Here is a 23,628-nt window from a genome sequence, read left to right as displayed (position 1 = left end):
AGCTTGCGCTTCAAACCTCGAGCTTGTCGCCGCCCTTCAGATGGAGGATCTCGCGCGCTTCGTCGGAACTCGCGATCTCCAGGCCAAGGCCCTCGATGATCTTGCGTGCGAGCCGCACCTGCTCGGCGTTCGAGGCCGCCATCCGCCCGGGCGCAGCCCACAGCGAGTCCTCCAACCCGACGCGGACGTTGCCGCCCATGGCGGCTGCCATCGCCGCGATCGGCAATTGGTTGCGTCCGGCGCCCAGCACCGACCAGATCATCTTGTCGCCGAACAGCCGGTCGGCGGTGCGCTTCATGTGCAGCACGTCGTCGGGATGCGCGCCGATGCCGCCTTGCAGGCCGAATACGGTCTGGATGAACAAGGGCGGCTTCACCAGACCCTGATCGAGGAAATATTTGAGGTTGTAGAGGTGGGCGGTGTCATAACACTCGAACTCGAAGCGCGAGCCGCTTTCCGCAAGCGTCGTAAGGACATATTCGATATCCTGAAACGTGTTGCGGAACACGATGTCCTTGTTCTCGACGTGCTTGCGCTCCCATTCGAGCTCGAACTTCTTGAAGCGGTTGAGCATGCCGAAGAAGCCGAAGTTCATCGACCCCATGTTCAAGGAAGCGACTTCCGGCTTGTAGGTCGCGGCCGGGCGCACCCGCTCGTCCACCGTCATGGTCGGTGCGCCGCCGGTGGTGAGGTTGATCACGCAGTTGGAGCGCTGCTTGATGACCTTCAGAAACGGCGCGAAGGCTTCCGGACTCTGGTCGGGTTGGCCGGTCCTGGGATTGCGGGCATGCAGATGCACGATCGCTGCGCCCGCTTCCGCCGCCTCGACCGCGGCATCGGCGATTTCCTGCGGCGTCACCGGAAGCGCCTTCGACATCGAGGGCGTGTGGATCGCGCCGGTCACGGCGCAGGTGATGATGACTTTGCGAGGGGCCATTGGTTTTTGCCTTTTTGTTGAGAGAGATAGGGTCAGGACTTGCCGGCTTGCTTGATCTTGTGAGCGGCGAGCGCAGCCAGGCGTTCGTTGCGCCGCGCGGTCAGCGTCCCGATGCGCTCGGCGTCCGGCGGGTAGGACCAGCCTGCGATCACCCGATCGACATTCGGACTCTCATAGACCGCTGGACCGGCCGCGGTGGCGGCGAGTTCCTTGTAGAAACCAGTGTAGCGGGCGCAATAATCTGGAATGCCGCCGGGCGCATTGAGTTCGATGGTCTCGAACGGGCCGAGGAACGACCAGCGCAGGCCGAGCCCGTCCTTCACGGTGTGGTCGAGGTCTTCGGCCGAAATATAGCCTTCGCCCACCAGGCGGAACGCTTCGGCAAGGAGCGCCCCTTGCAGGCGGTTGAGCACGAAGCCGTTGATCTCTTTATTGATCGTGACCGGCACCTGGCCGATTTCGCGATAGATCGCACGCGCCCGGTCGATCGCCTCGGGCGAGGTCCACGGCGCGCCGCACAATTCGACCAGCGGCACCAGATGCGGCGGGTTGACGGGATGGCCGACCAGACAGCGCGTGCGGCCCGGCAGATCCTCGGTGAAGCGCGAGGCTGTGATCGCCGAGGTCGAGGAGACGAGCAGCGCATCCTTTTGCGTCAGCCGATCGAGCTGGGCGAAAATGACCCGCTTGTCATCGAGCTTTTCTGGTCCGTTCTCCTGGACGAACTCGACGTTGCGCACTGCTTCCTCGAAACTGCCCGCCACCGAGACGCGCGCGACGGCGCCATCGGGATCATCCGCGAGCCCATGGCGCGCCAGCATATGCAACTCGTCGCGAATGAGGCGCGGAGCCGCCTTGAGCGTCGCCACATGCGGATCGGTCAGCCGCACGTTCCATCCGGCGCGCGCGAAGATCGCGGCCCAGGCCCGTCCAATCAATCCAGCGCCGACGATGGCGACGTTGCGTTCAGCGTTGGCCATGCCTGCCCTTCTTTATGCCTTATGTGCGCGCTTGCCGTGATCTGTGATCACAGTTAGAGTTGCAGAAGACGGCAGACTTGTCGAGCCCCTCGCAAACACGCCGTCGGCGGAAGCCGGGGCGGTGGGAGATGACGCGTTGAATTTTCCGGCCGCACTCAACCTGGTTGAGCCGCTCGATCGTCAGACCCTGGGCGAGCGCGCCTACGCGCGGTTGGCCGACCTGCTGATGTCCGGCCGGCTGGCGCCCGGTGAAAAATTGTCGCTGCGGGCGGCTGCCGATGTGCTCGGTGTCTCCATCATGCCGGTGCGTGAAGCGGTGTCGCGGCTCGTCGCCGACCGCGCGCTGGAAGTGGCGCCGAACCGCGCGGTGCGCGTGCCGCTGATGACGGCGCCGCAGTTTCGCGACTTGACCAAGGTACGGATTGCAATCGAGGGGCACGCGGCGGCTGAAGCCGCATTGCACCGCAACGATGTGGATCTAGCCGCGATCGCGTCGGCCGAAGCGGCGATGCGGGCGGAGAGCAGGAAAGCGAAGCCCGATCTGCCGCGGGCCGTCGAACTCAACAAGGCCTTTCACTTCGCGGTCTACGAAGCGTCGCATTCTCCGGTTCTCGTCGAAATCATTCGTGCGTTGTGGCTCAAGGCCGGCCCCGTGATCAACCTCGATCTGAGGGCCAACCCGGAGCGGCTCGCCAAGGGCGATGCGATCCGCTTCCATGCCGAGTTGCGCCGCGCAATCGCCGCTCAAGAACCGACCCGGGCGCGCGCCTGCGTTGACGCCGACATCAGCGGCGCGGCGAAGGTCATTTTGTCGCGCGGCGGACTCGCTGACTGACTTTCTCGACAACGTTTCTGGAGTGACCATGAATCTCGACATCAACGGCTTGCGTGTGCTGGTGACGGCAGGCGCCAACGGCATTGGGCTGGCGATCGCGCGCGCATTCGTGCGTGAGGGGGCGAAAGTGCACACCTGCGACGTCGATGACGCGGCGCTCGCGGCCCTTGGGAGGTCCGATCCCGCGATCACCCAGACCAAGTGCGACGTCTCCGACCGCAAGGCCGTGAAGCATTTGTTCGACGAGGCGATCGGCAACCTGCGGGGGCTCGACGTTTTGGTGAACAATGCCGGCGTTGCCGGCCCGACCTCGAAGGTCGAGGAGATGAACCCGGAAGACTGGGACCGCTGCGTCGACATCTGCCTCACCGGGCAATTCAACTGCACGCGGCTGGCCGTGCCGGAACTGCGCAAAAGCAAGAATGCCTCGATCGTGAATATTTCGTCGGCGGCCGGACGCCTCGGCTTTGCGATGCGAACGCCATATGCAGCGGCGAAATGGGGCGTGATCGGCTTCACCAAGTCGCTGTCGATCGAGCTTGGACCGGACAATATCCGCGTCAATGCGATCCTTCCCGGGCTCGTCGCCGGCGACCGGCAGCGCCGCGTGCTGGAAGCAAAAGCGCAGCAGCGCGGCATCTCCTATGCCGAGATGGAGCGCACCGCATTCTCCTATACCTCGATCAAGGAATATGTGACGCCCGACCAGCTTGCCGATCAGATCCTCTTCATGTGCAGCCCGCGCGGGAGAACCATTTCGGGACAGGCGATCTCGATCTGCGGTGACACGCAAATGCTGGGATAGGCCGGTGCCGCCTGTTTGACGTTCCTGCCCCAGACGCAGCAATTCGATCCAGCAACGTCAAATAGAAAAGCGGTCCTTGGCTGAGTCGGAGCGCGAACTTCGGAAAGTCGGCACCAGGCGCCTTCGCGTTTGCGAGAGCTCCGCTTCCGGTTGCTGCAAAAAACGCAGAGGTGGCGTCGCCTTACCGGCCGATGACAGCAGCCCGACGATTTGCTCAATTCGAACATGCCTGAGATTTGCAGCTCCCGGAGCGCCAAATGCCCTTTATCGAACTGGACGGTGTTGCGCTTCGCTACGAGCTGAGCGGCGCGGGCGATCGCATACTGGTGCTCGTGCACGAAATGGGCGGCTCGCTCGAAAGCTGGGACGAGGTCGCGCCGCATCTTGCGACATCGCGCCGTGTTCTGCGCTACGATACTCGCGGGGCCGGAATGTCGCAGAAGGTGCGCGGCGAACTCACCTTTGACACCATGGCCGCCGATATCGCCGCGCTGCTCGACACACTCCAGATAACCGGCAAGGTGGCACTTGCAGGCATAGCCGTCGGCGGCGCGATCGCGCTTCAATTCGCGGCTCAATATCCGGGCCGCGCAAGCGCGGTCATCGCCGGCAGCCCCGCTACCGGCATCGAGGCGGCGCGCCGTCCGGCCGCCCTTGAACGCGTTGCCAGGATCGAGGCCCTCGGCATGGCGTCGGCCGTCGAGGATTCGATGTTGAACGGCTACCCACCGGAGCTGCGCGGGGACGGCAAACGCTTTGCGCAATTCCGCGCGCGCTGGCTCGGCAACGATCCCTTCAGCTACGCGACGATCTGGCGAATGCTGGTGAACGCCGACATGCCGGAGACGTTGAGCAAGATCAGGTGCCCGGCGCTCGTGATCGGCGGGAGCCTCGATCGCGTCCGTCAGCCGGCCATTGCGCAGGATGTGAGCGAGACGATACCGGGCGCGCGTTATGTCGAAGTTCGCACCGGGCACTATATGGCGGTGCAGACCCCTGATCTGATCGCCAGCTGCATCAATGAATTCCTGCGGTCCGTCGATGCCTGACGGGCCTTCGCTTCCTCACTGTCGCAAGGTCGCCCCATGACTTCACAGCCCGCCCAGCAGATCCCCGGCATCTATCACCGCAAGATCGGGGATATCATCGTCACCGCCGTCAGCGACGGTTATCTTGACGGCAATCTCGAGGTGATGCGCAATGTCGACCTCGACAAGGCGCATGCGATCCTGCGTGATGCATTCCGCCCCGCGCGGCGCACGAGCGTCAACACGTTTCTGATCCATTCGAAAGGCCGCACGGCGATCGTCGACACCGGATCTGGCAACTATCTGATGCCGACCGCGGGCTTCGTGCAAACCCATCTCGCGGCGGGCGGCATCGATCCGAAATCGATCGACACCGTGCTGCTGACCCATATGCACCCGGACCATTCCGCCGGCCTGACCGACATGTCGAACGGCGCATTGCTGTTTCCGAATGCGGAACTCGTCATGCACGAAAACGAACTGCCGCATTGGTTCGACGATGGCGCCATGGCGAAGGCCGACGAGCGATCGAAAAAACTGTTTTTCCTTGCCGGCCGCGAGCAGGTCGCGCCCTACAAGAACCGCACACGCCTGTTCAGGCAGGGCGAAGTGTTTCCAGGCGTGACCGCGGTTCCGAGCCAAGGGCATACGCCGGGTCACACGGCCTATCTCATTTCATCGGGCGATCATCAACTGATGATCTGGGGCGACACGGTTCACGTGCCGGAGGTGCAGACCGCGTTTCCGGAAGCCGGCATGGGCTTCGATACCGATCTTGCCATGGCTGCTGCGTCGCGAAAGCGCATGTTCGATCGGGTCAGTGCCGACCGCATTCTTGTTGCGGGGATGCATACGCATTTCCCGGGCTTCGGTCGGTTGGCGCGGCGCGGCGACGCTTACGCGCTGTATCCTGAGGCATGGGTTCACAGCTTCGAGCAGACCTGACAATCGCCATCCCTGTGGTCGTGGTGTGGAAAAATGCGGCGGTGTGACGCTTCGTCAGGCGTGACACTCGATCCCGTATTTGCTCAATTATTCCGCGCGACAAACATCCTCCGTCGCGTTCTTTGACCTTCACCTGGAGATCATGATGCCTTTCGACCTGGTCTTGCGCGGCGGCCGCGTGGTTGATCCCTCCCAAAAGCTCGATGCCGTCATCGACGTCGCCTTTGCCGGAGGCAAGGTTGCCGCGGTTGGAAGCGCGCTCAAGACCGATCCCGGCACGGAGGTGCGCGACGTGTCGGGTACGATCGTCACGCCCGGCCTGATTGACCTGCATACCCATGTCTATTGGGGAGGCACTTCGCTCGGTATCGACGCCGAGGAGTTCTGCCGGACGTCAGGCGTCACCACCGCGATCGACACCGGCAGCGCTGGTCCCGGCAATTTCGCGGGCTTCCGCAAGCACGTGATTGAACCGAGCCAGGTCCGCATCCTGGCCTATTTGCATATTTCTCATGCCGGCATTTTCGGTTTCTCCAACCGCGTCATGGTCGGCGAAAGCGAGGAGATGCGGCTGATGAATCCGATCGATGCCGTTCAGGTCGCGGACGCCAACCGCGACCTTATCGTCGGCATCAAGGTCCGGGTCGGACTGCACGCCTCCGGCACGTCCGGCATCGTGCCGCTTCGGATGGCCCTGGAAGTCGCCAATGAAGTCGGCATGCCGCTGATGGCGCATATCGACCACCCACCACCCAGCTATGAAGAGGTGGTCAGCCTGTTGCGCCCCGGCGACGTTCTGACGCATGCCTTCCGGCCGTTCCCCAATTCGGCGGTCTCTGCGCAGGGCACGGTGAAACAGGTCGTGCTGGAAGCGCGCGAGCGCGGTGTGCTGTTCGATATCGGTCACGGCAAAGGTTCCTTCGCCTTCAAGGTCGCGCGCGCGATGCTCGCCAACGGCTTCTATCCTGATACGATTTCCTCCGACGTTCATCTGCTCTGCATCAATGGTCCGGCCTACGACCAGGTGACGACGATGTCGAAATTCCTGTGCATGGGCATGCCCTTTGCGGACGTGATCGCGGCATCGACCGTCAATGCAGCGATGGCGCTGCGGCGTCCCGAACTCGGCAGTCTCAAGGTCGGAAGCGTCGGCGACGCGACCCTGCTTACGATAAGGGAAGGCAAGTTCGACTACGAAGACGTCATCGGCGAGCATCTGATGGGCGACCGCAAGATCGTATCCGAAGGCGTCGTCATCGGCGGGCGCTGGTGGCATCCGCAGGAGTCACCGAAATTCAAAAGGCTAGCTGGCTAACTCCCGCCGAAAATGCTCTGATCTCTCTAAAGCCGCCCATCCAGACCGGGCTAACCGGCAGGGCGTTGGCATACCGTTTGCAAGCAAACGAACCGCATTGCGCGTCGGGCTTCTTTAGAGCCTAATCGCGGTGGCCATTCGGAACTGGGAGGTCGGAAAATGGATCGCAGAACGGTATTGAAGGGCTTGGCGGGAGCGGGCACGCTTGCAGCGACGGGCGGAATGCCGATGCCGGCGATTTCCCAGGGCGCCGCGGCGCGCACGCTACGCCTCGTGCCGCAAGCGGATCTTGCGAATTTCGACCCGGTCTGGACCACGCAATATGTCGTGCGCAACGCGGCCGTGCTGGTGTGGGAGACGCTCTACGGCGTCGACGAAAAGTTGCAGCCACAGCGCCAGATGGTGGAGTCCGAGGAGGTTTCCAGTGATGGATTGACCTGGACCTTCAAGCTGCGGCCCGGACTGAAATTCCATGACGGCGAGCCGGTGCGTGCCAAGGACGTGGTGGCGAGCCTGACCCGCTGGTCGAACCGCGATTCCATGGGACTTATGCTCAAGGCGATTCAAAACGAGCTGACCGCTGTCGATGACAAGACTTTCAAATGGGTGCTGAAGAAGCCTTATCCGAAAATGCTGCTGGCGCTCGGCAAGAACAGCACGCCTTGCGCATTCATCATGCCGGAGCGCATCGCCCAGACCGATCCGTTCAAGCAGATCAACGAATATATCGGCTCCGGCCCGATGAAGTTCGTACGGAGCGAATGGGTGCCGGGCGCCAAATCGGCGTTTGAAAAATTCGCCGATTACGTGCCGCGACAGGAAAAGAACTCATGGTTTGCCGGCGGCAAGCAGATGCTGGTCGATCGGATCGAATGGGTCGTGATCCCTGATCCGGCGACGGCGGCAGCCGCGCTGCAGAGCGGTGAGGTCGACTGGTGGGAAAATCCGCTTCCCGATCTCGTCCCCGTCTTGCGGAAAAACCGCAACATCAATGTCGATATCGCCGATCCGCTCGGCAACATTGGCTCATTCCGGATGAATCATCTTCACCCGCCCTTCGACAAGGTGAAGGCGCGGCGCGCTGTGCTGACAGCGATGAACCAGGAAGATTACATGCGCGCGCTGGTTGGGGACGACACCTCGCTCTGGAAGCCGCTGCCGGGCTACTTCACGCCCAATACGCCGCTTTACACGGAAGAGGGCGGCGAGATCCTCAAGATGCGCAATATGGATGCGGCCAAGAAGCTTCTCGCCGAGAGCGGCTACGCCAACGAGCCGGTTTCCTGCATCGTGGCGCAGGACCAGGTGATAACCAAGGCCCAGGGCGATGTTACGGCCGATCTCTTGAAGCGCATGGGCATGAATGTCGATTTCGTCGCCACTGATTGGGGCACGGTCGGTACGCGGCGCGCTCAAAAGGCGCCTCACAGCCAGGGTGGCTGGGAAATGTTCCACACCTGGCACGCTGGCGCGGATTGTATCAATCCCGCCGTCTACATCGCCATTCGGGCCAGCGGCGACAAGGCATGGTACGGCTGGCCGAATAGTCCGGCCGTGGAAAATGAAGTCACAGCCTGGTTCGATGCCAAGACACTCGATGAGGAAAAGGCCGCGGTCCGCCGTCTCAACAAGGCCGCGCTGGAGGACGTCGTCTATGCGCCGACCGGCTTCTTCCTGAATTACACGGCCTGGCGCAAGAACGTGTCAGGGATCGTCAAGGGGCCGGTACCGTTCTTCTGGGGCGTATCGAAAACCGCCTGACGCGGGCGGTAAGGCGACCATGGCCTCCTATATCCTTCGGCGCGTTCTGGTCACCATCCCCGTGATGGCGATCGTCGCTTTGTTTGTCTTCAGCCTGCTTTACATCGCGCCGGGCGACCCGGCGGCGGTTATTGCCGGCGATCAGGCAAGCCCGGCCGACGTCGAGCGAATTCGGCAGAGCCTTGGTCTCGATCAGCCGTTCCTGGTCCAGTTCGGCGGTTGGTGCTGGCGGATCCTGCACCTCGATCTCGGCACCTCGATCTTCACCAATCTTCCGGTCACTTCCATGATCGCGCAGCGGATCGAGCCGACGCTCTCGCTGATGATGCTGACGCTGGCGCTCACCCTCGTGATCGCCGTGCCGCTTGGCGTGATCGCTGCCTGGAAAGCCGGCAGCTGGATCGATCGCTCGATCATGGCGTTTGCCGTTTCCGCATTTTCGCTGCCGGTGTTCGTGCTCGGATACGTTCTGGCCTATGTCTTTGCGCTCGAGCTCGATTGGCTTCCGGTCCAGGGCTATACGCCGCTTTCCCAAGGGTTCTGGCCGTGGCTGCAGAGTCTCATTCTTCCATCTGTCGCACTTGGCAGCGTCTATATCGCGCTGATCGCGCGCATCACGCGGGCCTCGATGCTGGAAGTGTTACAACAGGACTATGTCCGTACGGCCCGCGCCAAAGGTCTCGGGCAGCGTGATGTTCTGTTCGTTCACGCGTTGAAAAACGCTGCCGTGCCGATCGTCACCGTAATCGGCATCGGTATCGCACTGCTGATCGGCGGTGCGGTGGTGACCGAGAGTGTGTTCGCCATTCCGGGTTTGGGACGCCTGACGGTCGATGCGATCCTGCGCCGCGACTACCCGGTAATCCAGGGTATCGTCCTGATGTTCTCCTTCCTCTACACGCTCGTCAATCTGATGGTCGACGTCACTTATACGCTGCTTGATCCGAGGATCCGCTATTGACCGTCTCGACCACCAGTTCAGCGGTGCTGCCGCCCGGGCTCGTCGTCGCCCCGCAAGCGCCCGACTTGCTTGTTCCGGTGCAAGTCAGGCGCGGCGTGTTTGGCTTCCTGAGGAACAACCCGACCGTCGCGATTGGCGGGGCAATACTGCTGATCCTGGTTTTGATCGGGATTTTTGCGCCGGTTCTCTGGACCGTGGATCCTACGGCATTGGCGCCCGCGAAGCGCATGCGGCCACCGTCGGAACTGTCCTGGTTCGGTACGGACGCGCTCGGCCGCGACGTTTATTCGCGCGTGATGTTCGGGGCGCGCGTTTCGCTCACCGTCGGCCTTTCGGTGGCACTGCTCGCCACGCTCGCCGGTCTTGCCATCGGGCTCGTCTCGGGTTTCGTGCGATGGGCCGACGCCATCATCATGCGCATCATGGACGGGCTGATGTCGATCCCGCCGATCCTGCTCGCTATTGCGCTGATGGCCCTGACGCGCGGCAGCGTCGGCAACGTCATCATGGCGATCACGATCGCAGAAATCCCGCGCGTCTCGCGGCTGGTTCGCGGTGTCGTTCTCTCGCTCCGGGAGCAGCCCTATGTGGATGCAGCGGTCGCCTGCGGGACGCGAACGCCTATGATCATCCTCCGCCATATCCTGCCGAATACGCTGGCGCCGCTCCTGGTACAGGCCACGTATGTCTGCGCCAGCGCCATGATCGTAGAAGCGATCCTTTCCTTCATCGGCGCCGGCACGCCGCCGACGATTCCCTCCTGGGGCAACATCATGGCGGAGGGCAGGGCGCTTTGGCAGGTGAAGCCCTTCCTCGTGTTCTTCCCGGCCGCGTTTCTCTCGATCACAGTGCTTGCGGTGAATTTGGTCGGCGACGGCCTGCGCGACGCGCTCGATCCTCGCATGGCCAAAAATCTGTAGGTTCGATCCGATGGCGTTGCTTGAAGTCGAAAATCTCCAGACTCACTTCCGCACCCCGGACGGCATCAACCGCGCCGTCGACGGCGTCTCGTTTCATGTCAACGAAGGCGAGACGCTGGCGATCGTCGGCGAGTCCGGCTGCGGCAAGTCGGTGACATCGATGTCGCTGATGCGGCTCATTCCCGAGCCGCCCGGCAAGATCGCGGGTTCGATCCGCTTTCGTGGAAAGGATCTTCTGAAGCTGAGCGATCGCGAGATGCGCGATATCCGGGGCAACGAGATTTCGATGATCTTTCAGGAGCCGATGACGAGCCTCAATCCGGTGCTGACGGTCGGCCGCCAGATCGGCGAGACGCTGCGCCTGCACGAGGGGCTCGGCAAGGAGGCGGCCGAAAAGCGCGCCGTCGAGTTGCTGGCCCTGGTGGGCATACCCGAACCGGCGCGGCGGGTCAGGGAATATCCGCACCAACTATCGGGCGGAATGCGCCAGCGCGTGATGATCGCGATTTCCCTCGCCTGCAATCCGAAGCTTCTGATCGCCGACGAGCCCACCACGGCGCTCGATGTCACGATCCAAGCCCAGATCCTGCAACTGATGCTGGATTTGAAACGCCGGGTCGGTGCCGCTGTGATCCTGATCACGCATGATCTCGGGGTAGTCGCCGAGGTCGCCGAGCGCGTCATGGTGATGTATGCCGGCCGCAAGGTGGAGGAGGCGTCGGTCGCGGACCTGTTTCGCACGCCACGCCATCCTTACACCCAAGGTTTGCTCGGCGCGGTGCCCAGGCTCGGCTCGTCGCTCTCCGGCGATGCCGGCCGGCTCGCCGAGATTCCCGGACAGGTGCCGAGCCTGAAACAGCGTATCATGGGCTGCGCTTTCGCCGGGCGCTGCGCGCTCGCCACCGATCTCTGCCGCCAGGTCGCGCCGGGATTGGAGGAAAAGTCGTCGCATCACTACGCCGCCTGCCATTTTGCCAAAAAGGAGGCGGCCGCGGCATGAACGCTCCTTTATTGCAGGTCAACGACCTGAAGAAACACTTTCCCATCCGCGGCAAACTTTTCCGCCGCAGCACCAGTCGTGTTTATGCCGTCGATGGCGTGTCTTTCGAAATCGCGCGCGGCGAGACGCTGTCGCTGGTCGGTGAATCCGGCTGCGGCAAATCGACGGTCGGACGCGCCATTCTCCGCCTGTTCGATGTCACCGCTGGCCAGGTCGTGCTCGACGGTCAGCGCATCGACGATCTCTCGGCCGATCGTTTGCGCCGGATCCGCCGCCGCGTGCAGGTGGTGTTCCAGGACCCGTTTTCCAGCCTCAATCCGCGATTGAGCGTGCGCGACATTCTGGCGGAGCCGATTCGCAATTTTGACCTCGCCAAATCCTCCGCGGAACTTGAAGAGAAAATCGCCGCATTGATGGACACGGTGCGGCTGCCGCGCGACGCGCTGGATCGCCGGCCTCACGAATTTTCCGGCGGGCAGCGCCAGCGCATCTGCATCGCCCGGGCGCTTGCCGCCGAACCGGACCTGATCGTCTGTGACGAGGCCGTCTCGGCGCTCGATGTTTCGGTCAAGGCGCAGATCGTCAACCTTTTGCAGGACCTGCAGCGGGAATTCGGTCTGGCCCTGCTCTTCATCAGCCATGATTTGGCGATCGTCGAGCACATGACGCATCGCGTCGCGGTGATGTATCTTGGCAAGATCGTCGAGATGGCGCCGCGCAACCGGATTTTTGCGGAACCGAAGCATCCCTATACCAGGGCGCTGCTTTCGGCGGTGCCGGTGCCCGATCCGACCGTGCGCCGCAAGCCGATGATCCTGAAGGGCGACGTGCCGAGCCCGATCAATCCGCCGAGCGGCTGCCGCTTTCACACGCGCTGTCCCTATGTGTTCGACCGCTGCCGTACCGAGGAGCCGGAGCTTCGTCAGACCGCGGAAGGGCAGTGGGCGGCATGCCATCTCGAAAGCTTGCCGTAAAATGCCCGACCGTCGATTTTCCAGGTGAAATCCGGCCGCCGGGTCTGCGGCCATACGGTAACCTTGCCTGCCGAATCCACTGGAATTGGCCGCCACGCGCCATAGATAGATTGCTGCGGAAGGTACCCTTTTAGGAGTCCCTGGTGGTCATAAAGCGCGGCATATTGTTGGCGGCCATTGGCGCGGCCCTGCTCTGGAGCGGGCTTACGGCTGCCCAGTCATACCGTCCTGAAGAATTCCTCAATCTCGACCTCTCGAAGGCGGTGCTGTCGCCAGCGCCGCTCGGCCCAGCCACCAGCTTCACCCCCGGTCCGCTGGATGTGACGGTCGACCGCGGCAACAAGGCCACGCAAGCGGACGCCGAACTGGTGGTCGATCCCAAAGCGGTGCCTGCGGAGACGGTCCATGCCGAAAGCAAGTCGGCGGCCAACGTCGAGCCCGCGCACAGGGTCGCCCCCCGCATGCATCTCGCCCATGGGCGTGCTGAACGAGCGGCGGCACCACGCAAGCCACGGGCGCTGGTTGCGCTTCATGGACGAAATCCGGTGGAAGCTCAGGCCCGCGATACCCGTATCCAGGTCTGGCCGTGCAGGTCGGGTGGCATCTGCAACTGGAAGCGATAGTCTCGGACGGCCGCCCGCTGACGCCATCTTGATTTGAATGCCGCCGGCCCCGCACATTATGAGCGGCGGGACGCTCATTTCGTCCTAAATCCTGCCGCTCTCGTGTTTCTAAGGCGCCCTTGCTGCGGCCAGGGCTGCCGGTCTTTGGAGTTCATCAATGGAAAAACTGCAAACCCAGGGCATCAGCCTGCCGCGCTTGGGCCTCGGTACCTTCCGCATGCAAGGCGACGCCTGCCGCGCTGCGGTGGAAAGTGCGCTCGCGCTCGGCTATCGCCACATCGATACGGCCGAAATGTACGGTAATGAAGAGGCGATCGGCGCAGCGCTGGCCGCGTCAAAGATCGCGCGCAACGAGTTGCATGTCACGACAAAGGTCTGGAATGACAATCTGGCGCCGGACGCGATCCGCCGCGCCTTCGATGCGAGCCTGAAGAAGCTCAGGCTGGACCAGATCGATCTTTATCTCGTGCATTGGCCGGCGCCGAACATGAACCTGCCGGCGATGTTCGAAACCCTGATGAAGCTCAAGCAGGAAGGCCGGACGCGCGCGATCGGCGTTGCCAATTTCAACGTCGCGCTGCTCCGGAAAGTGGTCGAAGAAATCAAGGCGCCGATCGCCTGCAATCAGGTCGAGTATCACGTGATGCTCGATCAGACCCGTTTGCTCAACTATCTTGCCGCCAAGTCGATTCCGCTGGTGGCCTACTGCCCGCTGGTGCAGGGAAGGGCGGCTTCCAACGAAACGCTCATTGCGATCGGCAGGAAGCATGGCGCAAGCGCCACCCAGGTCGCCCTGAAATGGCTGCTCGATCAAGACGGTGTGGCCGCGATCCCGAAGGCCTCGCGCGCCGAGAGCCAGCGCGCCAATCTCGAGGCTCTGAACATCGGGCTCGACGATGAGGACCGTCAGGCGATCGCGAACCTGCCCAAGGATCGGCGGTGCGTATCGCCGGGCTTCGCGCCGGTCTGGGATTAGCCGGCGATTGCCTGACCAGGCCGGCGCGGTAGGCCTGCGACTTCGTGTCGATGAGGGCGCGGCCTACGGCTTGCGCCAAAACACAACCCGTCGCATCATCGAACCATAAGAAACGATCGATCTTTTGGGGAGAACGCCAGCATGTCCGCACTGTCACGCCGTCATTTTCTCGCCGGCACGGCCGCCGCCGCCCTGTCGGGCCCGACCATGGCCGCGATGGGTCCGGCCGACAAATTCGACTTGGTGATCAAGGGCGGCGATGTGCTCGATCCCAGCCAGTCCTTGCGCGGCAAACGCGACATCGGCATCCGCTGGGGCGTGGTCGAGGCGGTCGAACCGGAAATTCCACCCGCGCGGGCGCTCAAGACCATTGATGCTTCTGGCAAGCTCGTGACGCCCGGCCTCGTCGACCTGCACTGTCACGTCTACCCTTACGGCTCGGCGATCGGCATTCCCGCCGACGAGCTCGTGCAATTCCAGGGCACCACGACCGTGGTGTCGGCCGGCGACGCCGGCGTCAACAATCTCGCCGCGCTGCGCCGCTTCATCGTCGCGCAAACGCGGGCGAGGATGTACGCCTTCCTGCACATTGCCAATAATGGTCTGTCGGCTTTTCCGGTGGCCGAATTGTACAATATCGACAATGCCCAGGTGGAGGCTTGCGCGATGGGGCTGGCCGAAAATCCGGACTTCCTCATCGGCGTCAAGGTGCGGATGTCCGAGAACGTGATCTTCAAGCACGGCATCGAACCGCTCAAGCGGGGTATCCAGGCCTGCGAGATGTGCGGCTGGCCGGCCCGGATGATGGTGCATATCGGTGGCGTCGAGACTGCGCAGCTGATGACCGATATTCTCAACCTGCTGCGGCCGGGCGACGTTCTGACCCATTGCTATTCCGGCGCGCCGAACATGGCCGGTGCCTTCACCAATATCGTGCAGGACGGCAAGCTGTTGCCGGCCGCGCTCGCCGCCAAGCAGCGCGGCGTGATCTTTGACGTCGGCCATGGCGGCGGCAGCTTCGACTTCACGGTGGCGGAAGTGGCAATTCCCGCCGGCTGCCCACCGGATACGCTCTCATCCGATATCCATGTTTTTTCCGGCAATTCGCCGGGTCTGCCTTACCTGCCCAACGTCATGAGCAAGTTCATGGCCATGGGTTTCTCACTCGAGCAGGTGGTGGCGATGGCGACCATTGCTCCGGCCAGGATCATCAATCGCGCGCCCAAGATCGGTACCCTTCAGATCGGCGCACCGGGCGACGTCACCATCATGGATGTGGTGGAGGGACCCGTCACCTTCGTCGATACCCGCAACAACAAGCGCGAAGGCAAGGTGCAGTTGAAGCCGGTGCAGACCGTCATCAACGGCGTGCCGTTCGGCCGGCCATATCAGGCGCCATTTGCGGTGAGATAGGTCTCATCGCGGAGCTGCTTCTGCGCGCAGCTCCTTGTTCGAACTGCGCGCCGGCACACCGAACTCATTTCGGCAGACCTCGGCGAGCGTCGCGATGCCTTCACGTATCTGCTGCTGCGTCGGGCTTGCAAAACACAGCCGCAAACGGCTGCCCGCATAGGCCTTGTCGGTCGACCATTCCGGGCCGGGATTGATCGAGACGCCAGCGGCGAGCGCGGCTTGGTAGAGCTTCATCGTATCGACATGGTCGGGTAGCTTGACCCAGAGGAAAATGCCGCCCTTCGGTTCTTCGAATTCCGCCGCCGTGCCGAAGTGCTCGTTGAGCGCTTCCATCAGCGTGTCGAGCTTGGCGCGCAGGCCGCGCCGCAGCGCCGGCACATGCGTCTCGAAATGTGACACGCAATACTCGGCAAGCACCATCTGCTCCAGCGCGCCGCTGCCCGCATCGGTCTTCATCGGCAGGATGCGCGACAGCGCGGCCCACGGCGCGACAATGAATCCGACGCGCAGTGCCGGTGCGATCGATTTCGAGAATGAGCCGATATGGATGACGTTGGCAGTCTTGCTCATGGCGTAAATCGCTGGCGGGCGCTTGCCGTCCCAGGCCAGGTCAGCATAGCAATCGTCCTCAAAGACCGGCACGCCATATTGCTCGGCAAGCCTGAGCAGTTCGAGCCGCCGCGTCTCCGGCATGATGGTGCCGGTCGGGTTCTGCACGGTCGGGATGGTGTAGATGTATTTCGGCGTGATGCCTCGGCGTTTGAGATCGGCAAGCGCGTCGGCGAGGGCATCCATCCGCATGCCGTCCCGGTCGAGCGGAATGCCGACCGTGTTGATCCCAAGCCGCGCCAGGCGGTTCAAAGCGCCCTGGTAAGTGTCTCGCTCGATGATGACGGTATCGCCGCGGGCCAGCAGCGTGGCGTTCACCAGATCGAGTGCCTGGAGCGAGCCGGAAACGATCAGGATGTCTTCGGCAGAGCAGGAGATGTCGGCGTCGCGTTTCAGTTTCGCAGTGAGGAACTTGCGCAGAGCCAGATACCCCTGCGGGCCGCTTTGGAGGCCATAGGTTGCAAGCGTCCGCCCCTCGCGCCGCATCACGGCGTTGACCGCATCGATCAGCCCGGTGAGCGGGAGCTGCTCCGGATCGTTGTTGCCGCCGACAAAGCTGTATTTTGCCAGCCCCGTCCACCTTGCCGCAGCGGGTGGCAGGCCCGAGGGAAGCAACGGGGCAAAATCAAAGGTGGTTGCCGTCATGGGCGCGGTCTCTCTCTTTTTGTTTTAAACGATCATAGAGGATGTGAGCTCTTGCTCAAGCTGCCGCATCCAGTTGGGCATTGACGTATTTCCTCCCGGGATGCAGCATGCAGCCGTTCTCAGGGCAGGGTGAAAATCCCTACCGGCGGTATGCAGCCCCCGTGCTGCGAGCCCGCGAGCGCCTTCCTGCAAGGAAGGGTCGAGCAGATCAGGTGAGATGCCTGGGCCGACGGTGAAAGTCCGGATGAAAGAGAACGCGCGAGCCTGCCTCTGCGGAAAAGCAGGGCTGGCACGCCCGTGATCGCCTTGGGTGACGTGTCTGTTACCGGAAAGGAGATCGCTGTGACACACACCCGATATCTATATGTCGAAGCCAATCGGGAGGGCGAATTCGCGAGCCCATCTGCCGCTGGTGTCCTGCCCTTGGCTACCGGGCGGGGGATCGCCGTCTTTGAGGTACGGGGCAGGTCCGCCCTGCGTCATGGCGCTGGCAGGTGCCTTGCCGCCGGGCTAAATGCTCGATCCCTCCAGCAAGAATCTCAAGAGACCTGACATGGCCGACCCAATTCAGGAAGTTCTGTTTGCCTTTGCTCAAGGAGAGCTTGTCGTTGTCACCGACGATGACGACCGTGAAGGCGAGGGCGACCTGATCGTCGCCGCCTCGCTCTGTACAGCGGAGAAGATGGCGTTCATCATTCGCCACACCTCCGGCATCGTCTGTGCACCGATTACGCCGGAAGACGCGCGCCGCCTGCGGCTCGATCCCATGGTGGCGCACAACGACTCCAGCCACACCACCGCATTTACGGTCTCAATCGACTATAAGCCGGACGGCGGCACCGGCATTTCGGCGGAAGAGCGCGCCTCCTGCTGCCGGGCGCTGGCCAATCCGAATGTGGGCGCCAACGATTTTGCCCGACCCGGCCATGTGTTTCCGCTGATCGCGCGGGATGGCGGTGTGCTGCTCCGCTCGGGCCATACCGAAGCCGCGGTCGACCTCTGCAGGCTGAGCGGCCTGCCGCCCGTCGGTGTCATCAGCGAATTGATGAACGACGACGGCTCGGTGATGAAGGGCGAGCAGGTGGCGCGGTTCGCCAAGGCCCACAAGCTCAAACGTCTCACCATTGCCGAACTGATCGCCTACCGGCAGGCACGCGAGAAGCTGATCGAACGGGTCTCGACATTTACCGCCGATAGCCCGATCGGGCCGATGCAGGGCTTTGCCTACCGTTCGCCGTTCGATTCCATCGCCCATGTCGCCTTCGTCTACAACGGTATCGGCGACGGCAAGAACGTACTGACGCGCTTTCACAAGCCGAACATCGTGCGGGACATCTTCACCGGACCGAAACTCATGACCTCGGTGCTGGAACAGTTCAGGAAAAACGGCAGCGGCGTTCTGGTCTATTTGCGCGACGGCGCGGCCGGCGTTCCGGTGGCGCCCTTGCCGGAAGAGCAGACGGCGGAGGCCGACCGCAACAGGCAATGGCGCGAAGTCGGCGTCGGCGCACAGATCCTGCGCGATCTTGGCGTCACATCGATCCGGAACCTGAGCTCGTCGCTTCACGACTACAAAGGCCTTTCCGGCTTCGGCATCGAGATCGTGTCGAACGAGCCGCTTGAGGCTTGAGACGAAAAAGCGATTGCGATGTGCGATACGCCTCCGCCTGTTTGATCGGGCGGCTCGCACCATTCCCGGTCTTGGAACGAGAAAGCAGGCGCAATTGCGCTTCGCTGCCGATCGCTTTAAAATAAAGGCATCTTTGTGAAAGGATTTTCCATGAGCGTTCGCCCTCAGGCCAAGGACAAACCGTCTCCCGTGAGTTTTCAGTGGGACGATCCGTTTTTACTCGATGATCAGTTGACCGAAGACGAGCGGATGATCCGCGATACCGCGCGTGCCTACGCGCAGGACAAGCTGCTGCCGCGCGTCACCAAGGCGTATCTCGAAGAGAAGGTCGATCGCGATATCTTTCACGAGATGGGTGAGCTCGGCCTGATCGGCATCACGCTGCCGGAGGAATATGGCTGCGCCAACGCCAGCTATGTCGCCTACGGTCTGGTAGCGCGAGAGATCGAACGCGTCGATTCCGGCTATCGCTCGATGAATTCGGTGCAGTCCTCGCTGGTGATGCATCCGATTTACGCCTATGGCGACGAAAACCAACGCAAGAAATATCTGCCGAAGCTCGCGACGGGCGAATGGGTCGGTTGCTTCGGTCTGACCGAGCCCGATGCCGGTTCCGACCCCGGCGGCATGAAGACCCGCGCCGAGAAAACGCCAGATGGTTACCGGCTCACCGGCTCCAAGATGTGGATCTCCAACGCGCCGATCGCCGACGTGTTCGTGATCTGGGCGAAGTCCGCCGAGCACAACAACCAGATCCGCGGTTTCATCCTCGAAAAGGGCATGAAGGGTCTTTCGGCGCCGAAGATCGGCGGCAAGCTTTCGCTGCGCGCCTCCGTCACCGGCGAAGTCGTGATGGACGGCGTCGAAGTGCCTGAAAGCGCGCTGCTGCCCAATGTTTCCGGTCTGAAGGGACCATTCGGCTGTCTCAATCGAGCGCGCTACGGCATTTCCTGGGGCGCGATGGGCGCTGCCGAAGATTGCATGCACCGCGCGCGGCAATACACGCTGGACCGCAAGCAGTTCAACAAGCCGCTGGCAGCGACGCAACTGGTCCAGAAGAAGCTCGCCGACATGCAGTCGGAGATTGCACTGGGCCTGCAGGCCTCGTTGCGGGTCGGACGACTGATGGACGAGGGAAAAATGGCGCCCGAGATGATATCGATCGTCAAGCGCAACAACTGCGGCAAGGCGCTCGATATCGCCCGCACCGCGCGTGACATGCATGGCGGCAACGGAATTCAGATCGAATACCATGTGATGCGGCACACCGCGAACCTCGAGACCGTCAACACCTACGAGGGCACCCACGACGTTCATGCCCTCATTCTGGGGCGCGCCATCACCGGCATCCAGGCGTTTTCGTAGGGCTTCCCGTCACGCCGACAGAGCCCGCCATTCAGAGGCTGTCATGGCCGGGCTCGTCCCGGCCGTCCACGTCTTGGCTCGCCGAAAAGGAAGACATCGACGCCCGGCGCGCGGGCGAGCGCAAGCGACGCCGTTCTTCGAACGGTTGGGGCTGGCCATGACGAAGCAGCAACTCAAACCGTGAGCACTCTTGATGCCCGACAATGACGACGTCCCGTTCAACCGCAACTTTCCGCTTGCACCCGGCGTGGTCGAGGAGGTGCGGCCGGGGGTGCGGCGTATTCTCTGCAACAATCCGAGCCCTTTCACTTTCACCGGCACGGTGAGTTACATCGTCGGCCGCGGCAAAGTCGCCATCATCGATCCGGGACCGGACGATGCGGCGCACGCGGCAGCACTCCTCGATGCGGTGCGGGGTGAAACCGTGACGCACATTCTGGTCACCCATACCCATCGCGACCACTCCGTGAATACGCCGCGCATCAAGTCGGCAACGGGCGCGCCGGTCTATGCCGAAGGTCCGCATCGGGCTTCGCGGCCGCGCTTTGAAAGCGAAAAGCACAATCCGGAATCGGGCGCCGACCGCGACTTCCGGCCTGATGTGCAGGTCAGGGAGGGAGACGTCGTCGAAGGCGACGGGTGGAGGCTCGAGGCGGTCGCGACGCCCGGCCACACCGCCAACCATCTTGCTTTCGCCTGGCCGGAGCGGAAGTTCCTCTTCGTCGGCGATCATGTGATGGGGTGGTCGACCTCGATCGTGGCGCCGCCGGACGGCTCGATGGTCGACTATATGGCATCGCTGGAAAAGCTGACGAAGCGGTCCGAGGAGCTATATTTTTCCGGACATGGCCCGGAAATTCCGGAAGCCGTGCGCTATGTGCGTTTCCTGCTCCGCCATCGCCAGGCACGCGAAGCGTCGATCCTGCATCGCCTCGGCAAGGGTGAGGCGGACATTCCGACCATCGTCCGCGCGATCTATATCGGCATCGACCCGCGCCTGATGAATGCGGCTGGTTATTCCGTGCTCGCGCATCTGGAGGATCTCGTCGGACGCGGCGTCGTCGCAACCGATGGCGATCCCGTGATCGGCGGGAGTTATCGTCTGACGGCTTCCTGAAGGTCATTCCGGGATGGCGACGTCGCGCCAGACCCGGGAGTTTCTCTGGTGTGCTGCGCGCGCATTATAGCTCGATGCTTACGCATCGCGGTGGAATGACTGCCGTCACTTCTTCACTGTTTTGGCCGGCGGCTTCTTGGCAGGTTGCGCCGGCTTCTTGGCCGGCTTGAGGCTCTCGGCGTCGGCGGCCGTGTTGAGGTCATCGATCAGCTTGCGCACGCGCGCGGCGTTGCTGCCAAGATCGCTCTCGAAATAGCGCGAGGCGGAGCGGATATCGACGCGGGAATCCTCATCGTCGGGGCTCACGCGGATCGACACGTCTTCGCGAAATCCCATGATCGGCGTGCGGGCGACGGCTTCGATCCGGCCGATCCGGCGCGGCGGCTGGGGAGGGCGCTCATCGATGATCAGCCATTTGCGCCGGGTGACGAGCCGCAAGGTGATCTCATAGGCCCGCTCCACCGGAAGTTCGAGTTCCACTGGCTCGATGTCCGGATAGGCAATACGCTGCTGCTCAGCCGAATAGAGGCCGGCATAGACGGCGGGGTTGGCGCCGTCACCGCTGCGAAGGCGGGCCAGCGCCTCGAAGCGCGGCGGATCGATCGGATCGGTGGTTATGTCGTGGATCGCGGGCAGCTGACGGTATTGCAGGCCGAGATAGGCCGGATAGGCGAGCAACAGCGCGTCGATCAGGAATGCCAGCAGGATTCGGCTCATGCCGCGCGCGCCGCTCTGCCAGATCGCGGCAGCCCCGATCAGTCCGACCAGGATGGAGAGGCCGGCGCAGGCCAGCGCGCCGAAAAAGGTTGCGAGTGCCGGTTTGATTTCAAGAAAGCCGAAGCGGAAGATGATGATCGACATCACCACCGCCACCACGGCAAATACCGCCAGGTTGCGCGACCACGAGGCCAGCCGCGAGACGGGCTCCGACAAATAGGGAGCGGAAAACCTGCGGCCCATGGGCGGGATTCTTGGCCTTGATTTCTACAGGGTTGGTGACGGCCGGCCGGAACCCGGCCGACCCCAAATTAGCCCGTTGAGACCACGAAGCGGCTTCGAATTCAAGGCGCACGTGAAAATGGCCGTGGTCCCCAAGGACACGTTTTCTGCTTTCGCCGCTGCCAGCCGGCCAGCGCTAGGTGCCCGGGAAACTATACTCCTTGAACTGGTCGCGTAGCGCGGTCTTCAGGATCTTGCCGGTCGCCGTATGGGGAATGCCATCGACGAACACGACGTCATCGGGCATCCACCATTTGGCGATCTTGCCGTCCATGAACTTCAGGATGTCCTCGCGTGTTGCGCTTGCGCCCTGCTTGAGCTGGACGATGAGCAGAGGCCGCTCGTCCCATTTGGGGTGATGTAAACCGATCACGGCGGCTTCCGCCACCGCCGGATGGGCGACGGCGAGATTTTCCAGATCGATCGAGGAAATCCATTCGCCGCCCGACTTGATCACGTCCTTGGAGCGATCGGTGATCCGCATGTAGGCGTCCTGATCGATCGTGGCGACGTCACCGGTATCGAAAAATCCGTTCTCATCGAGAATATTGCTGTCGACGCGGTAATAGGCTTTGGCGACCGCGGGCCCCGCAACCTTGAGGCGGCCGAAGGTCTTGCCGTCCCACGGCAGTTCCTTGCCGGCATCGTCGGTGATTTTCATTTCCACGCCGAAGGGCGGATAACCCTGGGTCTGGAGGATGTCGAGTGCCGCCTCGCCGGTCAGCTGGTCGTACGGCGGCTTGAGTGCTGCGAGCGTGCCGATTGGGCTCATCTCAGTCATGCCCCAGGCATGCCGTGCCATAATCCCCATATCGTTGAAGGCCTTGATCATCGAGCGTGGCATCGCCGAGCCGCCGCACACTACAAAGCGGAGATGTGGCAGCTTCAGCTTGTTCGTCGCCATGTGGTTGAGCAGCATCAGCCACACCGTGGGCACACCGGCAGTATGGGTGACTTTTTCGGTGTCCATGAGCTCGAACACGGAAGCGCCGTCCAGCTTGGCGCCGGGCAGCACCAGCTTGGTCCCCATCGATGGCGCCGAGAAGGCAATGCCCCAGCTATTGGCATGGAACAGCGGAACTACCGGCAGCATTGTATCGCTCGCGCAGGCGCCGAGCGAGTCGCCGGTATTGGCCATCAGCGCATGGAGCACGTTGGAACGGTGCGAATACAACACGCCCTTGGGATCGCCGGTGGTGCCGGACGTGTAGCACATCGCGGCCGCGGTATTCTCGTCGAAGGTCTTCCATTTGAAATCGCCGTCGACTTCAGCGATCCAGTCCTCGTAGGCGACCGCGTTTTTCAGCGATGTCTCGGGCATATGAGCCTTGTCGGTGAGCACGATGTAGCGCTCGACGCTCGAAAGCTTGCCGGCGATCTTTTCAAGGATCGGCACGAAGGTGATGTCGGTCATCACCACGCGGTCCTGGGCGTGGTTGATGATCCAGGCGATTTGCTCGGGAAACAGCCGCGGATTGACGGTATGGCAGATCGCGCCGATACCCATGATGCCGTACCAGGCTTCGAGATGACGCCAGGTATTCCAGGCGATGGTGGCCACACGGTCGCCGAGCCTGATGCCGTCACGGTCCAGGCGCTGCGAGATCTTCAGCGCGCGCTTGTGGATTTCGGCATAGTTGGTGCGATGGATGGGGCCTTCGATCGAGCGCGTGACAATTTCCTGCTTGCCGTGGATTGTCGCTGCGTGCTCGAGAATTCGATGACAGAGCAAAGGCCAGTCTTGCATCAAACCAAGCATGCGTTAGTCCCTCCTGAAAGTGCTGTCGGTT

The 23,628-nt window shown here is 62.5% G+C and carries 21 protein-coding genes and 1 riboswitch; of the genes, 16 read left to right on the top strand and 5 right to left on the bottom strand.

Features of this window, described 5'->3' with window-relative positions:
- Positions 1 to 10 precede the first annotated feature (10 nt).
- Together NEZ08_RS17900 and NEZ08_RS17895 are read right to left on the bottom strand one after the other, a co-directional pair.
- Positions 11 to 937 carry a 3-keto-5-aminohexanoate cleavage protein gene (locus tag NEZ08_RS17900; RefSeq protein ID WP_298109639.1) on the bottom strand — a complete coding sequence of 309 codons (927 nt, stop codon included), beginning with the start codon at positions 935 to 937 and terminating at the stop codon, positions 11 to 13.
- A gap of 32 nt (positions 938 to 969) precedes the next feature.
- Complete coding sequence (locus NEZ08_RS17895; protein WP_298109637.1) at positions 970 to 1,917, bottom strand: 3-hydroxyacyl-CoA dehydrogenase; 948 nt, start codon at positions 1,915 to 1,917, stop codon at positions 970 to 972.
- Between the two features lie 136 nt (positions 1,918 to 2,053).
- Here NEZ08_RS17895 and NEZ08_RS17890 point away from each other — a divergent pair, with 136 nt between their 5' ends.
- From NEZ08_RS17890 to NEZ08_RS17830, 13 genes are all read left to right on the top strand, one after another.
- Positions 2,054 to 2,752 carry a GntR family transcriptional regulator gene (locus tag NEZ08_RS17890; protein ID WP_298109634.1) on the top strand — a complete coding sequence of 233 codons (699 nt, stop codon included), beginning with the start codon at positions 2,054 to 2,056 and terminating at the stop codon, positions 2,750 to 2,752.
- A gap of 28 nt (positions 2,753 to 2,780) precedes the next feature.
- Entirely contained in the window at positions 2,781 to 3,557 is a 777-nt protein-coding gene (locus NEZ08_RS17885; protein WP_298109631.1) for an SDR family oxidoreductase, read from the top strand.
- 257 nt (positions 3,558 to 3,814) lie between these two features.
- On the top strand, positions 3,815 to 4,606 hold the full coding sequence (locus NEZ08_RS17880; RefSeq protein WP_298109628.1) for an alpha/beta hydrolase: 792 nt from the start codon (positions 3,815 to 3,817) through the stop codon (positions 4,604 to 4,606).
- A gap of 36 nt (positions 4,607 to 4,642) precedes the next feature.
- Positions 4,643 to 5,530: an MBL fold metallo-hydrolase gene (locus tag NEZ08_RS17875; protein ID WP_298109627.1), complete on the top strand. Its 888-nt coding sequence runs from the start codon at positions 4,643 to 4,645 to the stop codon at positions 5,528 to 5,530.
- A gap of 145 nt (positions 5,531 to 5,675) precedes the next feature.
- Positions 5,676 to 6,845, top strand: a complete 1,170-nt coding sequence (locus NEZ08_RS17870) for an amidohydrolase/deacetylase family metallohydrolase (protein WP_298109732.1) — start codon at positions 5,676 to 5,678, stop codon at positions 6,843 to 6,845.
- Positions 6,846 to 7,004: 159 nt separating this feature from the next.
- Positions 7,005 to 8,606 (top strand): ABC transporter substrate-binding protein, encoded by a 1,602-nt coding sequence (locus NEZ08_RS17865; RefSeq protein ID WP_298109623.1) that lies wholly within the window; start codon positions 7,005 to 7,007, stop codon positions 8,604 to 8,606.
- Positions 8,607 to 8,625: 19 nt separating this feature from the next.
- Complete coding sequence (locus tag NEZ08_RS17860; RefSeq protein WP_298109620.1) at positions 8,626 to 9,567, top strand: ABC transporter permease; 942 nt, start codon at positions 8,626 to 8,628, stop codon at positions 9,565 to 9,567.
- The gene (locus tag NEZ08_RS17855; protein WP_298109617.1) at positions 9,564 to 10,487 is read left to right on the top strand and encodes an ABC transporter permease; all 924 of its coding nucleotides are present in this window, start codon (positions 9,564 to 9,566) and stop codon (positions 10,485 to 10,487) included. The genes NEZ08_RS17860 and NEZ08_RS17855 overlap by 4 nt, the downstream gene beginning before the upstream one ends.
- A 10-nt stretch (positions 10,488 to 10,497) precedes the next feature.
- A complete protein-coding gene (locus NEZ08_RS17850) occupies positions 10,498 to 11,487 on the top strand; it encodes an ABC transporter ATP-binding protein (RefSeq protein WP_298109614.1) in 990 nt (329 codons plus the stop codon).
- Complete coding sequence (locus NEZ08_RS17845) at positions 11,484 to 12,461, top strand: ABC transporter ATP-binding protein (RefSeq protein WP_298109611.1); 978 nt, start codon at positions 11,484 to 11,486, stop codon at positions 12,459 to 12,461. The genes NEZ08_RS17850 and NEZ08_RS17845 overlap by 4 nt, the downstream gene beginning before the upstream one ends.
- A gap of 143 nt (positions 12,462 to 12,604) precedes the next feature.
- Positions 12,605 to 13,084 (top strand): hypothetical protein, encoded by a 480-nt coding sequence (locus NEZ08_RS17840; RefSeq protein ID WP_298109608.1) that lies wholly within the window; start codon positions 12,605 to 12,607, stop codon positions 13,082 to 13,084.
- 157 nt (positions 13,085 to 13,241) lie between these two features.
- The gene (locus tag NEZ08_RS17835) at positions 13,242 to 14,060 is read left to right on the top strand and encodes an aldo/keto reductase (RefSeq protein WP_298109605.1); all 819 of its coding nucleotides are present in this window, start codon (positions 13,242 to 13,244) and stop codon (positions 14,058 to 14,060) included.
- Positions 14,061 to 14,201: 141 nt separating this feature from the next.
- A complete protein-coding gene (locus NEZ08_RS17830) occupies positions 14,202 to 15,473 on the top strand; it encodes an amidohydrolase/deacetylase family metallohydrolase (protein ID WP_298109604.1) in 1,272 nt (423 codons plus the stop codon).
- Positions 15,474 to 15,476: 3 nt separating this feature from the next.
- Here the strand turns inward: NEZ08_RS17830 and NEZ08_RS17825 are convergent, their stop codons facing one another.
- Positions 15,477 to 16,727, bottom strand: a complete 1,251-nt coding sequence (locus tag NEZ08_RS17825; protein ID WP_298109601.1) for a PLP-dependent aminotransferase family protein — start codon at positions 16,725 to 16,727, stop codon at positions 15,477 to 15,479.
- Between the two features lie 111 nt (positions 16,728 to 16,838).
- Positions 16,839 to 16,987: riboswitch (FMN riboswitch) on the top strand.
- Positions 16,988 to 17,280: 293 nt separating this feature from the next.
- On the opposite strand from NEZ08_RS17825, the gene ribB reads away from it, so the two are divergent.
- From ribB to NEZ08_RS17810, 3 genes are all read left to right on the top strand, one after another.
- Complete coding sequence (gene ribB, locus NEZ08_RS17820; protein ID WP_298109599.1) at positions 17,281 to 18,357, top strand: 3,4-dihydroxy-2-butanone-4-phosphate synthase; 1,077 nt, start codon at positions 17,281 to 17,283, stop codon at positions 18,355 to 18,357.
- Between the two features lie 150 nt (positions 18,358 to 18,507).
- Positions 18,508 to 19,722 (top strand): acyl-CoA dehydrogenase, encoded by a 1,215-nt coding sequence (locus NEZ08_RS17815; RefSeq protein ID WP_298109597.1) that lies wholly within the window; start codon positions 18,508 to 18,510, stop codon positions 19,720 to 19,722.
- 193 nt (positions 19,723 to 19,915) lie between these two features.
- Positions 19,916 to 20,839 (top strand): MBL fold metallo-hydrolase, encoded by a 924-nt coding sequence (locus tag NEZ08_RS17810; protein WP_298109595.1) that lies wholly within the window; start codon positions 19,916 to 19,918, stop codon positions 20,837 to 20,839.
- 105 nt (positions 20,840 to 20,944) lie between these two features.
- On the opposite strand, the gene NEZ08_RS17805 is transcribed toward NEZ08_RS17810, so the two are convergent.
- Both NEZ08_RS17805 and NEZ08_RS17800 read right to left on the bottom strand, forming a co-directional pair.
- Positions 20,945 to 21,799, bottom strand: coding sequence for a DUF1499 domain-containing protein (locus NEZ08_RS17805; RefSeq protein ID WP_298109593.1), 855 nt, complete (start codon positions 21,797 to 21,799; stop codon positions 20,945 to 20,947).
- A 175-nt stretch (positions 21,800 to 21,974) separates the two neighbouring features.
- A complete protein-coding gene (locus NEZ08_RS17800; RefSeq protein ID WP_298109591.1) occupies positions 21,975 to 23,597 on the bottom strand; it encodes a fatty-acid--CoA ligase in 1,623 nt (540 codons plus the stop codon).
- Positions 23,598 to 23,628 lie beyond the last annotated feature (31 nt).

This window comes from Bradyrhizobium sp. (assembly GCF_027451485.1).
Classification (GTDB): Bacteria; Pseudomonadota; Alphaproteobacteria; order Rhizobiales; family Xanthobacteraceae; genus Bradyrhizobium.
Note: the sequence above shows the minus strand (reverse complement) of the source record. Positions and strands in the feature narration are given on the sequence as shown.